This window comes from Rubrivivax gelatinosus, from assembly GCF_016583785.1.
GTDB classification, from domain to species: Bacteria; Pseudomonadota; Gammaproteobacteria; order Burkholderiales; family Burkholderiaceae_C; genus Rubrivivax; species Rubrivivax gelatinosus_B.
Map to the genome: position 1 here is coordinate 1 of NZ_NRRU01000066.1, position 16,375 is coordinate 16,375.

The window sequence follows — 16,375 nt, forward strand, 5'->3', positions numbered from 1 at the left end:
CACCCGCGCCAGCGTCAGCGCCTGGATCGCCGCCCCGCCCGCGTGCTGATGTACACGGCCTATTTCGCCCCCGAATACAGCGGCGCGGCGATCCAGGCGCTGACGCTGGCGCGGGTGCTGCGTGCACGCGGCCACCACGTCGAGTTCGTCACCAACCGCTGGCCCGGGCTGGAAGAAGACGCGGTCGTCGACGGCTTCGCCGTACACCGGGTCGAGCCGGGGCGCATGCGCAAGCACCGCGAGTTCCGCCTCTGGTTCAACCTCGCGCGCTACGTCTGGCGCCGGCGGCGCGACTTCGACCTGCTGCACAGCCACGGCGCCTACTTCACCAACGCCTTCATCGGCCCGCTGGCGCGGCTGCTCGGGCTGAAGTCGCTGATCAAGGCCAGCCTCGCCAACGACGACCTGCAAGGCCTGTCGCACTCGGCCGTCGGCCGCCTGCACCGCTTCATGCTCGGGCGCATCGACGTGCACGTCGCGATCAGCCGCGACCTGGTCGAGGAGTTCCGCGCCGGCGGCCTGCCGGCGCAGCGTGTGCACCACGTGCCCAACGGCGTCGACACGCAGCGTTTCCAGCCCACCGGCCCGGCGCAGCGCACGGCGCTGCGCGCCGAACTCGGGCTGCCGGCGGACCGGCCGGTGGCGCTGTACGCCGGCGTGCTCGACGAGCGCAAGAACATCCTCTGGCTGGCCGAACGCTGGATCGAACACGAGGCCTTCGGCACCGGCGCGCTGCTCGTGGCCGTCGGCCCGCGCAGCCGCGACGACCGCGACGGCGTGCTGCGTGGCCGGCTCGCCACGCTCGCCGCCGCCCACCCCGGGCGCTTCGTGCTGCACGACTTCTGCGCCGGCCTGGACCGCTACTACGGCGCCGCCGACCTGCTGCTGCTGCCGTCGGTGAAGGAAGGCCTGCCCAACGTCGTGCTCGAGGCCATGGCCTGCGGCCTGCCCTGCGTCGCCGCGGCCGCCAGCGGCACGCGCGAACTGGTCACCGAAGGCGTGACCGGCCGCACCTACGCGCCCGACGACAGCGCAGCGCTCGGTGCCGCGGTGCGCGAGGCGCTGGGCCCGGCGGGCGCGGCGATGGGGCCGGCGGCACGCGCCATCGCCGAGCGCCAGTACGCGATCGAGCGTGTCGCCGACCGCTACGAGGCGCTGTACGGCGCGCTGCTGCAGCCGCCGCGGCGCGTGCTCTACGTCGAGAACGGCATCGGCTACGGCGGCGCCATCATCTGCCTGCGCCACCTGGTGCGGAACCTGGACCGAACGCGCTGGGAGCCGATGGTCGTCACCGGGCTGGGCGACGCCAAATACCAGGACATCGCCAACGATTCGCGCTGGAAGCACATCCCCGACCGGCGCCTGGACACGGTCTCGGCCAAACGCCGGCTGGCCGAAGCACGCTGGCCCGACGCCCTGCCCGGGCTGCGCTGGGCGGCCAACCAGGTGCTGGCGCGCGCCGACGACCTGGGCAACTTCCTGCCCTCGTTCGTGCAGACGCTGTGGACGGTGCTGCGGTTCCGCCCGGTGCTGATCCACGTGAACAACGAGCCGCTGTGCAACCGCGCCGCGGTGCTGGCCGGGCGCCTGACCGGCGTGCCGGTGGTCGCCCACGTGCGCGGCGACCAGCAGGGCTCGCCGCTGATGCACTCGCTGTTCCGCCTGCCCGAGCACTTCATCGCCGTCTCGCGCTGGGTGTCCGAGAGCATTGGCCGGCTCGGCGTGCCCGAACGCAAACGCTGCTACGTCTACGACGGCATCGAGCTCGACAAGCTCGACCTGGGCGCCGACGGCGCCGCCTTCCGCCGCCGCCACGGCATCCCGGAAGACGCCTTCGCCGTCGGCCTGGTCGGCATGCTGATCCCGTGGAAGGGGCAGCGGCTGTTCCTGGACGCCGTCGAACGCATCGCCGCACGCATGCCGGGCGCGGTGTTCGCGATCATCGGCGGCACGCCCGACGAGTGCCGCTACTTCGAGGCCGAGCTGCGCGAACGCGCGCTGCACGCCCCCTTCACCGGCCGCGTCGTCTTCACCGGCCACGTCGGCGGCATGGCCGAGGTCTACAACGGCCTGGACGTGGTGCTGTCGGCCTCGACCTCGCCCGAGCCGCTGGGCACGATGATCATCGAGTCGATGACGATGGCCAGGCCGCTGCTGGCACCGGCGCACGGCGGCGCCGTCGAGATGGTGGAAGACGGCCGCACCGGGCTGCTGTTCCGGCCCAACGACGCCGAGGACCTGGCGGCCTGCATCCTGCGGCTGTACGAAGACCGCGCGCTCGGCCGGCGCCTGGGTGCCGCGGCGCGCGAGGAGGCGCTGCGCCGCTTCGCGGTGGCCGAACACGTGCGCCAGGTCGAGCGCGTCTACGACGCCGTGCTGCGCTGAGCCGGCCTGGCGCCCGGCGCGTCGGTGGCCGCCGGCAGCCGCGCGCGCAGCGTGCGCCAGCTCGGCGAACGCAGGAAGACCTCGGCTGCCTGGCGCGCGCCGTGGATGCTGATGTGCCAGCCCTCCAGGCTGAACGGGATGCCGTCGGCAGCGAGGTCGGGCAGGCGCGCGCCGGCACCGAACAGGTCTTCGCGCGGCACGAACACGACGTTGGCGTGGCGCGCCGCCTCGGCCTGCAGGCGCGCATGGGCCGCCACCGACAGCGCGTCACCGGCGGCGGGGAAGTCGGCGATGTCGAAGGCCTCGCCGTGCATGCGGCTGCGCTGGAAGGCGGCCGTCACGTCGCCGTCGTACTGGCGCGGCGACGGCATCACCACGACCAGCGGCACACGCGCCGCCAGCTCGCTCAGCGCCTGCAGCGCGCCGTCGAGCTGCCCGCGCCGCAGCAGGTTGCCCCAGGCGGCACCGAGGATCACGAGTTCGTAGTCGCCGGCGCGTGCCTGCAGCAGGCGGCGGTTGTCCAGGCACTGGGCGTAGGCCGGGCTCGAACGGGGCCCGGTGAAGGCCTCGCCGAACGCGGGGTGGCACCAGTTGGTGCTCACCATGTGCACCGCCAGGCCGCCTTCCTGGCCGGCGCGGTGCCACAAGGGCTCGTACTGCGCCGCGAACGAGTCGCCGAACAGCAGCGCGCGCCGCGTGCGCGGCGCCGCGCCGCGCCAGCAGCCCTCGCCGGCGGCGCCCACCGCCAGCTGCGGCAGGCTGTCGACGCTGTAGAAGCACCAGCCGTTGTCCACGCGCGGCATGTCCAGCTCGGACACCTGGGCGGCCGCCGGCAGGCGCCCGGGAAAACCGCGCGCCAGGTGGCCGGCGGCGCCGAGCGCGAGAAAGGCCGCGCTGCCGGCCGCCGCCAGCACGAACACCTGCCGGCGCTGCAGCCGGCCGCGCTGGCGCATCGGCGTTTCGACCCAGCGCCAGCTGGCGTAGGCCAGCAGCAGCGACAGCAGCGCGACGCCGGCCATCACGGCGTGGCCCGGCGGCAGCAGGTTGCGGTGGCGCGCCAGTGCCAGCAGCGGCTGATGCCAGAGGTAGGCGCTGTAGCTGAGCAGGCCGACGGCCACCAGCGGCCGGCTGCCCAGCACGCGGCCCATTGCGGTGCCGGGCGTGGCGCAGACGATCAGCAGCGCCGCGCCCAGCGTCGGCACCAGCGCGCTGGAACCCGGGAACGGCGTCGTGTGGTCGAAACACAGCGCCGCGTAACCGAGCAGCACGATGCCCAGCAGGCCGCCGCCCTCGCGCAGCGCACGCGAGCGCGCCAGCGCGTCGGTGGCCGCGGGCCCGGACAGCGCCAGCAGCGAGCCGATCAGCAGCTCCCAGCCCCGGGTCGGCAGCAGGTAGAAGGCCGCGTTCGGCGCCGACTGCGAAACGCGCTGCGCCAGCACGAAGCTGGACGCGCCCAGCAGCACCAGCGCGGTCAGGCGCCAGCGCCGCGGCAGCCGCCACAGCAGCATCAGCAGCGGCGGGAACAGCAGGTAGTACTGCTCCTCGACCGCCAGGCTCCAGGTGTGCAGCAGCGGCTTGAACTCGGCGGCGCTGTCGAAGTAGTCCGCGGTGCGCCAGAACAGCAGGTTGGACACGAAGCCGGCCGTCGCCGCCAGGCTGTCGGCGAAAGCGGCCAGGTCGCGCGGCAGCATCCAGGCCCAGGCCAGCGGCAGGCAGACCGCCATCACGGTGAACAGCGCCGGCAGGATGCGCCGCGCGCGCCGCTCGTAGAAAGTGGCGATGCGAAAGCGCCCGGTGTCGAGTTCGGCGGCGATGATCGACGTGATCAGGAAGCCGCTGATGACGAAGAACACGTCGACGCCGACGAAGCCGCCACTGAAACCGGGCAGGCCGGCGTGGAACAGGATCACCGGGACGACGGCGAGTGCGCGCAGCCCGTCGACCTCGGGGCGATAGTGCATGTCGCGCTCCGGTTGGGCAAGCGGCCGGCGGCGGTGCGCCGCACCCCGCGACGCGACCCGCGCGCTGGGCATTGTGGCGATCGATGCCGCGGCCAGAAGACCCTGGCCGAGGGGGAGCGCGCCTTCCGGCGCCGCGGGATCAAGAACGTGCCCGGGCTCCGGGCATCCAGACGCGAGCAGACAAGCGCAGGCTGCAAGCGCGGTACAGCCGTCGTCAGACTAGCTGGAGCCTCCCTCGCGGAGGGAGGCTGGAGGGTGCGGTCGGACAAGCTGGAGCACCCTCTCGGAGGGGGCTCGGGGGAGCCGTGCGTTAAGGCCGCAGCCTAGGAGTCAGCGCGGCAGCAGCCGCGCAGACTCCTAGGCCCAGCCCTTGTCGCGGCACAGCGCGATTCGGCGCCCGCCTTCGGGGTGGGTGAAGGTGTGGACCTGGAGCGCGGCGCGTTCGAACAGCAGCTTCTCGACCTCGAACAGCAGGAAGTTGTCCGGCGCCGGCCCTTCGAGCAGCGCACGCAGCGGCGCGAAGTCGGAGAACTGGCGCAGATCGTAGACGCGGCGCAGCGGGTCGAAATAACCCGGCTGGCGCTCGTTGGTCATCACGTACAGCCGGCTGCCGGGCGGCAGGTGCGGCGCCAGCGTCGCGAGCATGCGCTCGGGCCGGGTGTCGGCGTCCAGGTGCGGGTACTGCTCGGTCAGCTCGAGCATGTCGTCGCGGCGCACGTGCATCGCGCAGTAGTCGCCGAGTTCGTCGACCACCGCCTGCGCCAGCGCCAGCACCTGCGCCGAGGGCGCGAACTTCACCACGTAGCCGGGCAGCCCGGACGCTGCGTCGTGCACGCCCGGCACCTCGAGGCCGGTGCGGTTGCAGCGCAGGACGAAGTCCCAGCGCCGGTTCTCGGCCGCACTGACGACGTGGCGGCGCTCGAACCAGGCCGTCGCCAGCGGCGCCAGCGAGGCCCGCGCCGTGCTGGGCAGCAGGCGCAGCCGCAGCGGCTCTCCGCCGCCGGGCGGATGCAGCGCGACCTGCTCCAGGTCGATGTAGCGCTCCCAGTCGGTATCGAGATCGTGGCCGAGGTTGTGGCGCGGATCGAAGCGGGGCTTGAAGGCCACCGGCGTGCGCCCGAGCGCGACCGCCTCGCGCACCAGCAGGTCGAGCGCAAAACGCAGGTGGTTGATGCCGGGGCGCGCCTCGAGCTCGACGCTGAAGAAGCGCTGCGGGTCCGGCGCCGCCACCGGCAGCCGCGCCGCGGCTTGCCCGCCGGGCCGGATCAGGCCGGCGCGGGCCGGCGCCGCGCCGGCCGGTTTCGTGCGAACGAACTCGAACCCCCGCGCCTCGAGGAAGTGCCGGACGTTCTTGGCGACGAGAATCCGGAAACCGGAAAGAGCGCTGGAATTCGGCTGGGACGTCATGTGGTGGGCGTCGCTGCCGGCCTCGGCGCAGCGCGAGCGGCATTCTGATCCAGCGCAACCAGACTTCAGTCCCCCTCCCCCGCGAGTCGATGAGCCAGCCCAGCGTCTCGGTCGTGATCCCGACCTACAACCGCGCCCGCTTCCTGCCGGCGGCGGTGGCCAGCGTGCGCGCGCAGACCGCCGCCTGCGCCGAGATCGTCATCGTCGACGACGGCTCCAGCGACGACACCGGGCAGGTCGTCGCGGCGCTTGGCGCCGGCATCGTCTACGTGCGCCAGGACAACGCCGGGCCGGCGGCGGCGCGCAACCGCGGCATCCGCACGGCACGCGGCGACTGCATTGCCTTCCTCGACACCGACGACCGCTGGCTGCCGCACAAGATCGAGCGCCAGCTCGCGCTGCTCGCGCGCCACCCGTCGGTGGCGCTGGTGTCGGCCGACATGGCGATCGAGGACGAACACGGCGTGCAGCAGGTGGCGTCCAACTTCGTGCTGCGTGGCCTGCGCGGCTTCTTCGAGGGGCTGGGCGGAGCCCCGGTGCCCGAGGCGCCGCGCCGGCTGCTGGAGATCAACTTCGTCAACACCAGCACGGTGCTGGTGCGGCGCGAGGTGCTGGCGGCACTGGAAGGTTTCGACACCGGGCTGCGCTACGGCGAGGACCTGGAGTTGTGGCTGCGCATCGCCGCGCGCCACGCCCTGGCCTGCGTCGCCAGCGTCGAGGAGATCCGGGTCGAACACTCGCACAACGTGACCAAGTCGGTCGAGCCGATGCTGCGCGGCTACGTCGACATGGCGCGCACGATCCGCGGCTGGGCCGGGCCGCGCATGCCGGGCTGGGGCGTAGACCCCGACCGCTACGTTGCCGACGCGCTCGCCGACCTGGGCTACTGGTACTTCGCGCAAGGCCGCCGGCACGAGGCGCGCGGCGCCTTCGCGGGCAGCCTGCGCGAAGCCGCCAGCGCGCGCGCGGCCTTCTACGCCGCGGCGGCGACGCTGCCCGCGGGGCTGGTCGATTTCCTGCGGTCGGTCAAGTCCGGGAGTGCGCGTGCGCGCTGAGCGCCGCCGCCGATAAACTGCCCCGCGCCGGCTGGCCCGGCGGCAGCGGCCCGCCGGGCTGGTGCGCCACGCTCCAGGAGACCTCGAGTTGAGCACGCTGCAGGCGGCCGCCCCCACGGCCTGGGACATCGGCAAGACCACCGGACGCAACGGCACCGGCCACTGGCGCTTCTGGGACCGCCCGCTGCAGGACCTGCTCGACGCCGCGGCCCAATGGGCCGAGCCACTGCGCGGCATAGAGCGCCCGTGGCTGTGCTGGAACATGAACGAGCGCTGGTGCCTGCTGCAGCAGAAGCTGGTCGCCGAGACCGGCTGGACGCCGGTGATCGGCTGGGACCCGAACTGCGGCCAGCGCCCGCGCGAGCTGGTGCCGGGCGCGGTGGCGATCGACTTCAATGCCCCGCTCGGGCTGCAGGTCTTCTACCAGCACATGGCGCTGGAGTTCGCCTTCCTGTGGGCGCCGCGGCTCGCGTTCTGGCATGCCGACGTGCTGATGCCGCGCGCCAAGATGCGCGCGGCGGCGGCACGTTTCGAGCGCCTGCGCGATGGCGAGATGGCGGCGGTGAAGACCTACGGCGGCCTGCGCAACATCCTGCGCCCCAAATACCACCGCTACTGGGAGGTGCTGGGCTGCACCACGCGCGGCGCCAGCCGCGACCAGTTCGAGCAGGGCTGCGGCTGGTGGCGCGGCTTCCAGCACCACCCCAACGCCCCCTCGGATCCGGCGGAGCGCGCGCGCCGCGATCGCTATTACGATGACCACGGCTGCGGCATCCGCTACTGGCAGCGTTTCGGCGGCGGCCGCGTCGACACCATCCGCGAAGGCTGGATCGCGCAGGAACACTTCTCCGTGATCACCGTGAAGCACTACCAGCGCGCCGCGAGCAAGGCCGAGGAGATGGACATCAACTTCGACCTGCCACGCATCACCGCGCGCCTGGGCATCGCCGACCTTCTCTGACGCAAAGGCCCATGATGACTTCCAAGTCCCACCTGGCCGCCGCACTCGTGCTGGTGCTGGCGGCCGCGCCCGCGGCGGCCCAGGTCGCCGCCAAGCCGGCGATCCCGCCGAAGTACAAGGCCTCGCCGATGGAGGTCGCCTACCTGCCCAAGTACTGCTACCACCAGTACGTCGACGGCGCCCTGCAGCCGCCGGTGTTCGCGATCTCGCCCGACTCCTGCGGCACGTCGATGAACCACTTCTGCCCGGCGCTGGTGTTCCTGCGCCAGGCGTCGAGCCCGACGCTGGCGATGAACGAACGCCGTGGCGCGGCGCAGTCGGCGGTGCGCGAGGTCGACTACACGATCCGCGAGATGAAACCGGGCTGCTACATCACCAAGGACGTGATGGACGCCAAGGCACGCGCCGCGGCGCTGGCCAAGGTGCTGGTGCGCTGAGCGCATACAGGCCCTGCGTTTCATGCCGTCACCGTAGGTTGTCCGGCGACAGGTTATGGTCGGGCAGCCCGAGCGCGTAGACCCGCGCTCGCCGTCCTTGCACGCTTGCCCTGCCCGCACAGCCTTGCATCGCCCTCTCTTCATCGTCGGCGCGCCGCGTTCCGGCACCACGCTGCTGCAGTACATGCTGCGCGCGCACCCGGGCCTTTCCATCCCCACCGGCGAATCGCACTTCATCGTCCCGCTGATGCGCGACGAGGCCGCCTACGGCGACCTGTCGCAGCGCGAGAACGTGGTCGCGGTGCTGCAGGCGATGCACCGCCAGCGCGCCGAGTTCGTCGACACCGACCTGCACGGCCTGCGCTTCGACGTCCAGGCGCTGGCCGATCGTTTCGTCGCCGAGGGCCGGCGCACGATGCGCGAGCTCGTCGCCGGGCTGTTCGAAGCCAACGCGCGCGGCGAAGGCAAGCCGCGCTGGGGCGACAAGACGCCGTACTACGTGCTGCAGATGCCGGCGCTGCTGGGCTGGTGGCCGCAGGCGCAGTTCATCCACGTGGTGCGCGACGGCCGCGACGTCGCGCTGTCGCTGATGGGCCGGCGCGACGACTTCTACGTCTACAACACCTACTTCGCCGCGCGCTACTGGGAACAGTACGTCGAGGCCGGCCGCACCCACGGCGAGGCGCTGCCGCCGCGCCAGTACCTGGAGCTGCGCTACGAAGAGCTGCTGCAGGCGCCGCGGCAGGCCCTGGGCGCGGTGTGCGACTTTCTCGGCCTGGAGTTCCAGGACTCGGTGCTCGACTACCGCCGGCCCGCCGGAGGCGGCAAGACGCCGCTGCTGCAAGGCCCGCTGCAGACCGCCAACGCCGGCAAGTGGCGCCACGAGATGTCGCCGAGCCAGGTCCGCGTGTTCGAACGCGCGGCCGGCGCGACGCTGGAGCGTTTCGGCTACCCGGTGTCGACGCCGGGGCCGCGGCTGCCGCTGCCGGTGCGTGCCGCCTACCGCTGGCACAACGGCATGGTCGCGCGCTGGCGCCAGTGGCGGCCGGCCGACGAGGTCAGCCGCAGCAGCTAGGCCGGCGCGGCGGCGTTCAGGCGCTGCGCGCCGCCGCGCCGCGCATCAGCCCGAGGAAGTGCCAGACGATCATCTCCTGCCGGAACGCCTCGTCGGCCGGGCTCGTCAGCCGCATCCAGGCGGCCTTGCCCACCGCCCGCGCCAGCTGCGGCAGCAGGTACGCCGGCACGCCGGCGATGCGCCGGCCCGTGGCCGGCAGCGCCGCCGCCTCGTTGCGGCTGCACTGGTAGCGCCAGCGCCTGAAGTAACGTTTGTTCAGCCGGAAGGCCTCGACCTTGTGCCGCACCCGCGCCTGCGGGAAGTAGACGACGCGGCCGCCGTCGTGCACGACGCGCATCAGCACGTCGATCTCTTCGCCGCCGGCCAGCACCGCGCCCTTGCGGCCGAGGTTGGGGTCGAAACCGCCCAGGCGCTCGAAGACCTCGCGCCGGAACACCAGGCTGGCGCCGAAAGGCATGTGCTCGGGCTCGGACACCGGCTTCGGGCCGTCCTCGTCGGTCTTGAGCGCCAGGAAACCGTAGAAACGTTCGGTCAGCCAGGCCGGCGGCGGGGCCAGCCACAGCGGCGCGATGTAGCCGCCGGCCGCGGCGCAGCCGTGTTCCTCCATGCCGCGCACCAGCAGCGCCAGCCAGTCGGGCGCCGGCAGCACGTCGTCGTCGGTGAACGCGAGAATCGCGCCGCGTGCCTCGGCGATGCCGCGGTTGCGGGCGTGCGACAGGCCCTGGCGCGCTTCGAACACGTAGCGCAGCGCCAGCGCCGGGTGCGCGGCAGCGAAGTCCTCGACCGTCTGCCGCGTCGCGTCGCGCGAGTTGTTGTCGACGACCACGAGTTCCCACTCGAAACCCGGCGCCAGCTCCAGCGCCGCCAGCGCGGCCAGCGTGTCGGCCAGCGACGCCGCGCGGTTGTAGGTGCAGACGATGACGGTGGCGTCCATGGGCGTCTTCAGAAGCGGGCGGCGATGCGGCCCAGGACATAACGCGCCTGGGCCGCGAACGAACCGTCGTTGCTACCCAGCGTGAGCTTGCGGCCGAAGCGCGCGCCGCCGTCGTGGCCGGTGATGTCGAGCCGGCGCAGGCGCAGCGCGTCGCCGCCGGGGCGGTTGAAGCCGGGCTCGACGCTGAAGCCCAGGCAGTAGCCGGCCGCGCGCGCGGCCTCCTGCACCCGGGCGTCGGTGCGGCCGTAGGGGTAGGCGACGGCGTCGACGCGGCGGCCGAGCAGCTGCTCGAGTTCGTCGCGCGAGCCGCGCAGCTGCGCCGCCAGCGCGGCGTCGTCCAGCGCCATCAGGTCGGCGTGGCTGCGGGTGTGGCTGTGGAACTCGATGCCCTGGGCCGCCATCTCGGCGATCTGCGCCGCGTCCAGCAGCGCGTGCGCGCCGACGCTGCGGAACTCGCGTGTCGCCCAGTCGTCGCGGCCGCCGATGCGGGCGCTGACCAGGAACACCGTCGCCGGCCAGCGCCGCGCCGCCAGCAGCGGCAGCACGTGCGCGTGCAGGCCGGCGAAACCGTCGTCGAACGTGATCAGCACGCTGCGCTCGGGCAGCGTGCCTTGCGCGCGCTGCCAGCGGCCGAAGTCGGCCAGCGTGCACGGCGTCCAGCCGGCGGCGGCGAGCCAGTCGAGATGGGCGCCGAACTCCTGCGGCGTCACGCAGTAGCCGCGCTCGGCGCCGCTGCCGCGGGCGTCGACGCGGTGGTACATCAGCACCGGCACCCGTTCGGCGACGGCGATCACGGGCGGCTCCTGCTGTCGGCACGGCGCACCAGGGCGGCGAACACCGGCAGCGGCAGCTGCGCCGCGGCCAGCAACGGCAGGTCGGCCGCACGCCAGGCGCCGGTGGCCAGCGCGCGCCGCAGCAGATGCCGGGCGCCTTCGAGGTCGCGGCGCCAGAACAGCGTGCGCCCCTGCTCCAGCAGCGGGCCGTCGACGAGCTCGCGCCGCCGCGCCGCACCCAGATGGGCGACGAGGGCCGGGTTCGCGGCGACGAAGTCGCGCCGCACCTGCCAGGCGTGCAGCACCTGGCGCCACTTGACGGCCGAGATCTGGCCGCTGCCGTGCCAGCGGTAGTAGGCCAGCACGCGCGGCACGCGCACCATGTTGCGCGTCACCGCCAGCAGCCGGATCCAGAGGTCGTAGTCCATCGACGAGAACAGGCGCTCGGAGAAGCCGCCGACGGCGTCGACGACCTGCCGGCGCAGCAGCGCGCCGTGGATGGGCCAGGGGCAGCCGCGCAGAAAGTGTTCGACCGGGTCGCCGTCCTCGTAGGCCGGCGGCACATAGGGCTCGGCGCGGCCGCCGCTGATGCCTTCGCCAACGTTGCGCCAGCCGCAGTAGGCGATGTCGGCGCCGCTGGCCTGCAGCGCCTGCAGCAGCGTCGTGACGAAGTCCGGCTCCCACCAGTCGTCGGCGTCGAGGAAGGCGACGAACTCGCCGCGCGCCGCCTGCAGCGCCCGGTTGCGCGCCGGGTACGGGCCGCCGCGCGCGCCGCGCAGCAGCGTCAGCCGGGGGCCGTACTCGGCCTGCAGCCGCTGCACGATCTCGGCGGTGGTGTCGGTGGAGCCGTCGTCGACGAAGAGCAGTTCGACCTCGGCGCCCGCCTGGTCGAGCGCGCAGCGCACCGCCTGCTCGACATAGGGCGCGGCGTTGTAGGCGGGCATGACGACCGAGACCAGCGGCCGGTCGGCCGTTGCCCCGATAACGCCCTGAAGACTCATGCCGCCTGTCCCTGCGGCGTCGCCAGCGCATAGGCCGGCAGCGCCCGTTCGACGACGCGGTCCCAGCCGAAGCCGCGCGCGAAAGTGCGGCAGGCATCGGGGTCGAAACGCTGCGCGCCCGAAAGCACCCGTTCCAGCGCCGCGGCCACCTGCGCGACCTCCAGGCCATCGACAAAGCAGCCCGAGACGCCGTCGGCCACGGCCTCGGCGGCGCCGGCCAGGCGCGCCGCCAGCGTCGGCGTGCCGCAGGCGTTGGCCTCGAGGTAGACGATGCCGAAACCTTCGTGGCTGGCCGGGTTGATGGCCGCCGTCAGCACGAAGAGGTCGCTCGCCAGCAGCTGCGCGCGCAGGCCGGTGGCGTCCAGGAAACCGGCGAAGCGCACACGATCCTGCAGGCCCAGTTCGGCCGTCAGCGCCTCGAGTTCGGGCCGCAGCTCGCCGTCGCCGACGACGGTGTAGCGGAAGGCGTGGCGCTCCTTCAGCGTCGCCAGCGCGCGCAGCACCAGGTCGACGTTCTTGCGCCGCTCCGACAGCCGGCAGACGGTCAGCAGTTCCGGCACCGCGTGCGCGGGGCGCTCGGCGGGTTCGAGGTAGGACGCCGAGACGCCGACCATCGCCGCCTGCGTGCGGCCGGCGCACTCTGGGAACAGCTCCAGGAACACACGTTCGGTGTAGCGGCTGTTGGCGAGGATCAGCGCCGCGCGGCCCAGGCCGGCGCGCATCAGCCGCGGCGTGCGGCCGGCGCCGAGCCGGCGCTCCAGCGCACCACGCAGCGCCGGCAGCCGCCACAGCCCTGGCACCGCGCCCAGGTCGGGTTCGCCGACGGGGATGTAGGGGCGCAGGAAGTCGTTGCCATGGATCGAGACCACGGTCGGTGCGAGGTGCAGCGCGACCCAGGCATAGGCCGCGTTCATCACGTGCCAGGCGTCGGCGTCGGCAGCCACGCGCCGCAGCGCCGCCAGGTCGGCGGCGGCGCGGCCGGCGAGCACCTGGTGCAGCTCGATGCCGGTCAGCACCGGCGGCGGCGTCGGGCGCCGCCGCGTCAGCACCGTGACGCGGTGGCCGCGGCGCACGAGTTCGAGCGCGAACTCCAGCGCATAGGTCTGCATGCCGCCGATCTCCGGCGGGAACTCGGGCGCGACGATGGCGACGTGCATCAGCCCTCCCCTCGCGCCACCGGCAGGCCGTGCAGCCAGCTGCGCGGCGCGATGGTGGCACCGGGAGCGAGTTCGTGTCCGGCGGCGTCGCGCCAGACCAGCGCGTCGGCCGGCGCCTGCTCCCAGGCCAGAACCAGCGGCTCGGCGGTTGGATTCAGCAGCAGCAGCTCGGGCGCGCCGCGGCGGCCGAGGTTGGCCACCCGCAGCCGCGCGTCGGCCGGGCTCGGGCACGGCAGCTGCTCGGCCGGCGCCAGCGCCTCGGCGTTGGCGCCCAGCAGCGACGGCGGCTGGCCCATGCCCAGGTCTTCCAGCACCAGCATCGCCTCGGCCAGCCAGATGCGCCAGCGCGGTGCCGGGTCGAGCAGGCAGACGTGGTAGAGCGCCTCGGCCCAGAAACCGAGCGCGTACTTCTGGTACTTCAGCTCGCGCCAGCGCTCGAGGATGCCGCTGGTGCGCGTGAACTCCAGCCCCGCGACCAGCACTTCGCGCACCAGCGCCTCGTCGGGGAAGCGGCGCAGGTAGCGCGCCAGGTCCATCAGGTTGACCGCGTGGTAGTCGTGGGCCCAGGTGCGCAGCGTCAGCTCGCGGTCGATGTAGCCGCCGGGCATCACCAGGCGCGGCCAGCGCGCCTTCAGGTCGGGCAGGCGCGGGATCAGGTGCTGCCAGGCCAGGCGCTTGAGCGCACGCTGCCACAGCGGCAGGCGGCTGGCGCGCTCGGTGGGCAGGAAGGTCAGGCCGATCAGGCGGAACAGCAGCCGGTACAGCGCCTCGGCCGGGCGCAGCGCCAGCACCGCACGTGTCGACGCGCGCGCCGACGCCACCAGCGCCGCGTGCCGGGTGTCGCCGGTCAGTTCGGCGTAGCGGTCGAGCGCGACGGTGGCGTCGAGGTGCGAGTTCAGCACCAGCATGTTCGATTCGGACTTGCCGAAGGCGCGGCTGGGCACCCAGCGGAACGGGCCCAGGCGCATCTTCTCGACCGAGTGCTCGAGCTCGTCGTGCAGCAGCCACTGGCCGAAGGCCAGCGCCTCGGTCTGGCGCGCCAGGAAGGCCGCCGCCGCCGCCAGCGCCTGCTGCACACGTTCGTCCGGCCCCTCGGCCAGCGTGTCCATCATCAGGTGCATCGCGCTGCAGTGCAGGCGGTAGTGCGACTCCATCGTGTCGGTCCACTCGCCGTGGCGCCAGCCACCGTCGTCGGACTGGCGCGCCAGCACCGCGTCCAGCACCTGGCGCCGTATCGCCGCCAGCAGCGGGTCGGCGCTGGCGCGCGCCAGCCCGCCCAGCACCAGGTGCAGCGCATGGGCGTCGTTCTCGGAGAACACGCGCCACTGATTCGGCCAGGCCAGCCGGTCCTCGTAGACGGTGCCGGCGACGAGGTGGCGGTAGACGCCGGCGCGGCCGCGTAGTGCGGTGTGCGAGCCGAGCAGGTACCAGGCGCCGCGCTCAAGCGCCGTCGGCGGCACCGGCTCGCCAGCGGGAAGGCGCCAGCAGACCCATTCGACGTCGCCGGCGGCAGCGCTGCTGCCCAGCTGCACGCCGTCGGCGCTGCAGGCCAGCGTGTCCAGCGCCACCGGTTCGACCTTCAGCAGCCGGCCGCGCGCGTCGAGCTGCACGCGGCGCGGGCCCTGCGGCAGCCACAGCCACTCGGGGCCCGCGGCGCCCGCCAGGCGCACCAGGTAGCCGCCGAAAGGCGCCGGCGCGATCGAACTGCCCGCGGGCAGCGCCCAGCCTTCAGCGGCGCCCAGCGACACCGTGCACACCGGCAGCGCGCCGGCGTCCCGCTTCGGTCCGGCCGACGGCGGGAACAGGCCCGCCGCCGCTTCAGGCACGCCAGCGCCAGAGAACATGCTGCTCCAACCAGTCCGAGGCGCGCACGCGCAGGCCCAGCGTCGCCGCAGCGGTCGGCGCCAGGCGGCGCACCGGCAGCCATTGCAGGTCGCCGAAGATCTCGTCGAGCCGCCGCGACACGGCGTCGAAGCCGAAGTGGCGTTCGATGAATTCGCGGCCGCCGACCGACAGCCGGCGCCAGGCGGCCTCGTCGGCGAAGAGTTCGGCCACCGCGGCGGCGAAAGCCTGCGGTTCGTCGGCGACGAAGATCTCGTCGCCGACCACCGGCTGCATGCCCTGGGTGCCGACCGAGGTCGAGACCACCGGCACGCCGTGCACCATGGCCTCGCCGATCTTGCCCTTGAGCCCGGCGCCGAAACGCAGCGGGCACACCGACACCAGGCTGGTGTCGAGATAGGGCGCGGTCTCGGGCACGTAGCCCGTCACCTCGACGTGTTCGCCGGCCAGCGCCTGCACCTCCGGCGGCGGCATGTTGCCGACGATGCGCAACCGTGCCTGCGGGCAGCGCGCCAGCACCTGCGGCATCACCTCGCGGCAGAACCAGGTCATCGCGTCGGCGTTCGACGGGTTGTGGCGGAAGTTGCCGATGAACAGCAGCGACGCGTCCAGGCGCCCCTCGCGCCGCCCCACCGGCGCGTCGGGCAGCGCGTGGATGTTGGGCACGGTGCGGCAGACGACCTCGCTCGCCTCGGCGAGCACGACGTCGCGGTCCTCGTCGGTGGTCGTCAGGATGGCGTCGGCGCGGCGGTAGACGTCGAGTTCGGCGCGTTTGCGCTCGGCACGTTCGGCGGCGCTGGTGTCGGAGCCGATCGCGGCCTCGCGCACCTGGTCGGAATAGAAATAGATGTGTTCGGTGTCGACGATGACACGCGCCTGCGGCTGCAACGCCCGGATCTGCTCGATCAGCGGCCGGGCGACGTACCAGAACTCGATGACGACGGCGTCGTAGCGCTGTTCGCGCAGGTGGCGCGCGAGGCTGCCGCTGCGCACCGCCACGCCGATCTCGCGCAGGCCGTCGGCGTAGAGCCGGTTGGCCGGATCCTCGAGATAACCGGGCTGCTGGTGCAGCACGTGCAGGGCGACCTCGTGGCGCTGCGCGAGGATGCGCAGCATGTTCGTCACGCGCACATCGCCCGAGCAGCGGTCGAACTCCGGATAGCGGATGTGGACGAAGAGGATGCGGGCCATCCTTCAATTGTCCGATGCGCCGCGGTGCTCATCGCCCCCGGCTTGCGGGGAAGCTGGCGCACGATCCGTGACGCCCGCACGCCAATCGGCTAGGAGTCTGCGCGGCAGAAGCCGCCCAGACTCCTAGCCTGCGGCTGAATGCACGGCTCCCCCGAGCCCCCTCCACGAGGGTGCTCCAGCGTGTCGGACCGCACCC

Annotated in this window: 13 protein-coding genes; 5 read left to right on the forward strand and 8 right to left on the reverse strand. The window is 73.1% G+C overall.

Features of this window, described 5'->3' with window-relative positions:
- On the forward strand, positions 1–2,385 hold a 2,385-nt coding region (locus CKO43_RS16680; protein WP_200379295.1), incomplete at its 5' end, for a glycosyltransferase family 4 protein.
- Here CKO43_RS16680 and CKO43_RS16685 read toward each other — a convergent pair.
- On the reverse strand, positions 2,364–4,346 hold the full coding sequence (locus CKO43_RS16685) for an acyltransferase family protein (protein ID WP_200379296.1): 1,983 nt from the start codon (positions 4,344–4,346) through the stop codon (positions 2,364–2,366). The two genes, CKO43_RS16680 and CKO43_RS16685, sit on opposite strands and share 22 nt — an antisense overlap.
- Positions 4,347–4,703: 357 nt before the next feature.
- Positions 4,704–5,753 (reverse strand): hypothetical protein, encoded by a 1,050-nt coding sequence (locus CKO43_RS16690; RefSeq protein ID WP_200379297.1) that lies wholly within the window; start codon positions 5,751–5,753, stop codon positions 4,704–4,706.
- A gap of 89 nt (positions 5,754–5,842) precedes the next feature.
- Between CKO43_RS16690 and CKO43_RS16695 the strand changes: the two genes are divergently transcribed.
- From CKO43_RS16695 to CKO43_RS16710, 4 genes are all read left to right on the forward strand, one after another.
- Positions 5,843–6,808, forward strand: coding sequence for a glycosyltransferase family 2 protein (locus tag CKO43_RS16695; protein ID WP_200379298.1), 966 nt, complete (start codon positions 5,843–5,845; stop codon positions 6,806–6,808).
- Between the two features lie 88 nt (positions 6,809–6,896).
- On the forward strand, positions 6,897–7,769 hold the full coding sequence (locus CKO43_RS16700; protein WP_200226048.1) for a hypothetical protein: 873 nt from the start codon (positions 6,897–6,899) through the stop codon (positions 7,767–7,769).
- 14 nt (positions 7,770–7,783) lie between these two features.
- On the forward strand, positions 7,784–8,206 hold the full coding sequence (locus CKO43_RS16705; protein ID WP_200379299.1) for a hypothetical protein: 423 nt from the start codon (positions 7,784–7,786) through the stop codon (positions 8,204–8,206).
- 124 nt (positions 8,207–8,330) lie between these two features.
- Positions 8,331–9,281: a sulfotransferase family protein gene (locus CKO43_RS16710; RefSeq protein WP_200226043.1), complete on the forward strand. Its 951-nt coding sequence runs from the start codon at positions 8,331–8,333 to the stop codon at positions 9,279–9,281.
- A 16-nt stretch (positions 9,282–9,297) separates the two neighbouring features.
- Here CKO43_RS16710 and CKO43_RS16715 read toward each other — a convergent pair whose 3' ends face one another.
- The 6 genes from CKO43_RS16715 to CKO43_RS16740 are packed head-to-tail and all read right to left on the reverse strand — an operon-like array spanning position 9,298 to position 16,179.
- Complete coding sequence (locus CKO43_RS16715) at positions 9,298–10,215, reverse strand: glycosyltransferase (protein ID WP_200379300.1); 918 nt, start codon at positions 10,213–10,215, stop codon at positions 9,298–9,300.
- An 8-nt stretch (positions 10,216–10,223) separates the two neighbouring features.
- On the reverse strand, positions 10,224–11,009 hold the full coding sequence (locus CKO43_RS16720; protein ID WP_200379301.1) for a polysaccharide deacetylase family protein: 786 nt from the start codon (positions 11,007–11,009) through the stop codon (positions 10,224–10,226).
- The gene (locus CKO43_RS16725) at positions 11,006–11,989 is read right to left on the reverse strand and encodes a glycosyltransferase family 2 protein (RefSeq protein ID WP_200379302.1); all 984 of its coding nucleotides are present in this window, start codon (positions 11,987–11,989) and stop codon (positions 11,006–11,008) included. Before CKO43_RS16725 ends, CKO43_RS16720 begins: the two co-directional genes overlap by 4 nt.
- Positions 11,986–13,146: a glycosyltransferase family 4 protein gene (locus tag CKO43_RS16730; RefSeq protein WP_200226033.1), complete on the reverse strand. Its 1,161-nt coding sequence runs from the start codon at positions 13,144–13,146 to the stop codon at positions 11,986–11,988. The genes CKO43_RS16725 and CKO43_RS16730 overlap by 4 nt, the downstream gene beginning before the upstream one ends.
- Positions 13,146–14,990 carry a hypothetical protein gene (locus tag CKO43_RS16735; RefSeq protein WP_200379303.1) on the reverse strand — a complete coding sequence of 615 codons (1,845 nt, stop codon included), beginning with the start codon at positions 14,988–14,990 and terminating at the stop codon, positions 13,146–13,148. The genes CKO43_RS16730 and CKO43_RS16735 overlap by 1 nt, the downstream gene beginning before the upstream one ends.
- Positions 14,965–16,179, reverse strand: a complete 1,215-nt coding sequence (locus CKO43_RS16740) for a glycosyltransferase (RefSeq protein WP_200226029.1) — start codon at positions 16,177–16,179, stop codon at positions 14,965–14,967. The genes CKO43_RS16735 and CKO43_RS16740 overlap by 26 nt, the downstream gene beginning before the upstream one ends.
- Positions 16,180–16,375 lie beyond the last annotated feature (196 nt).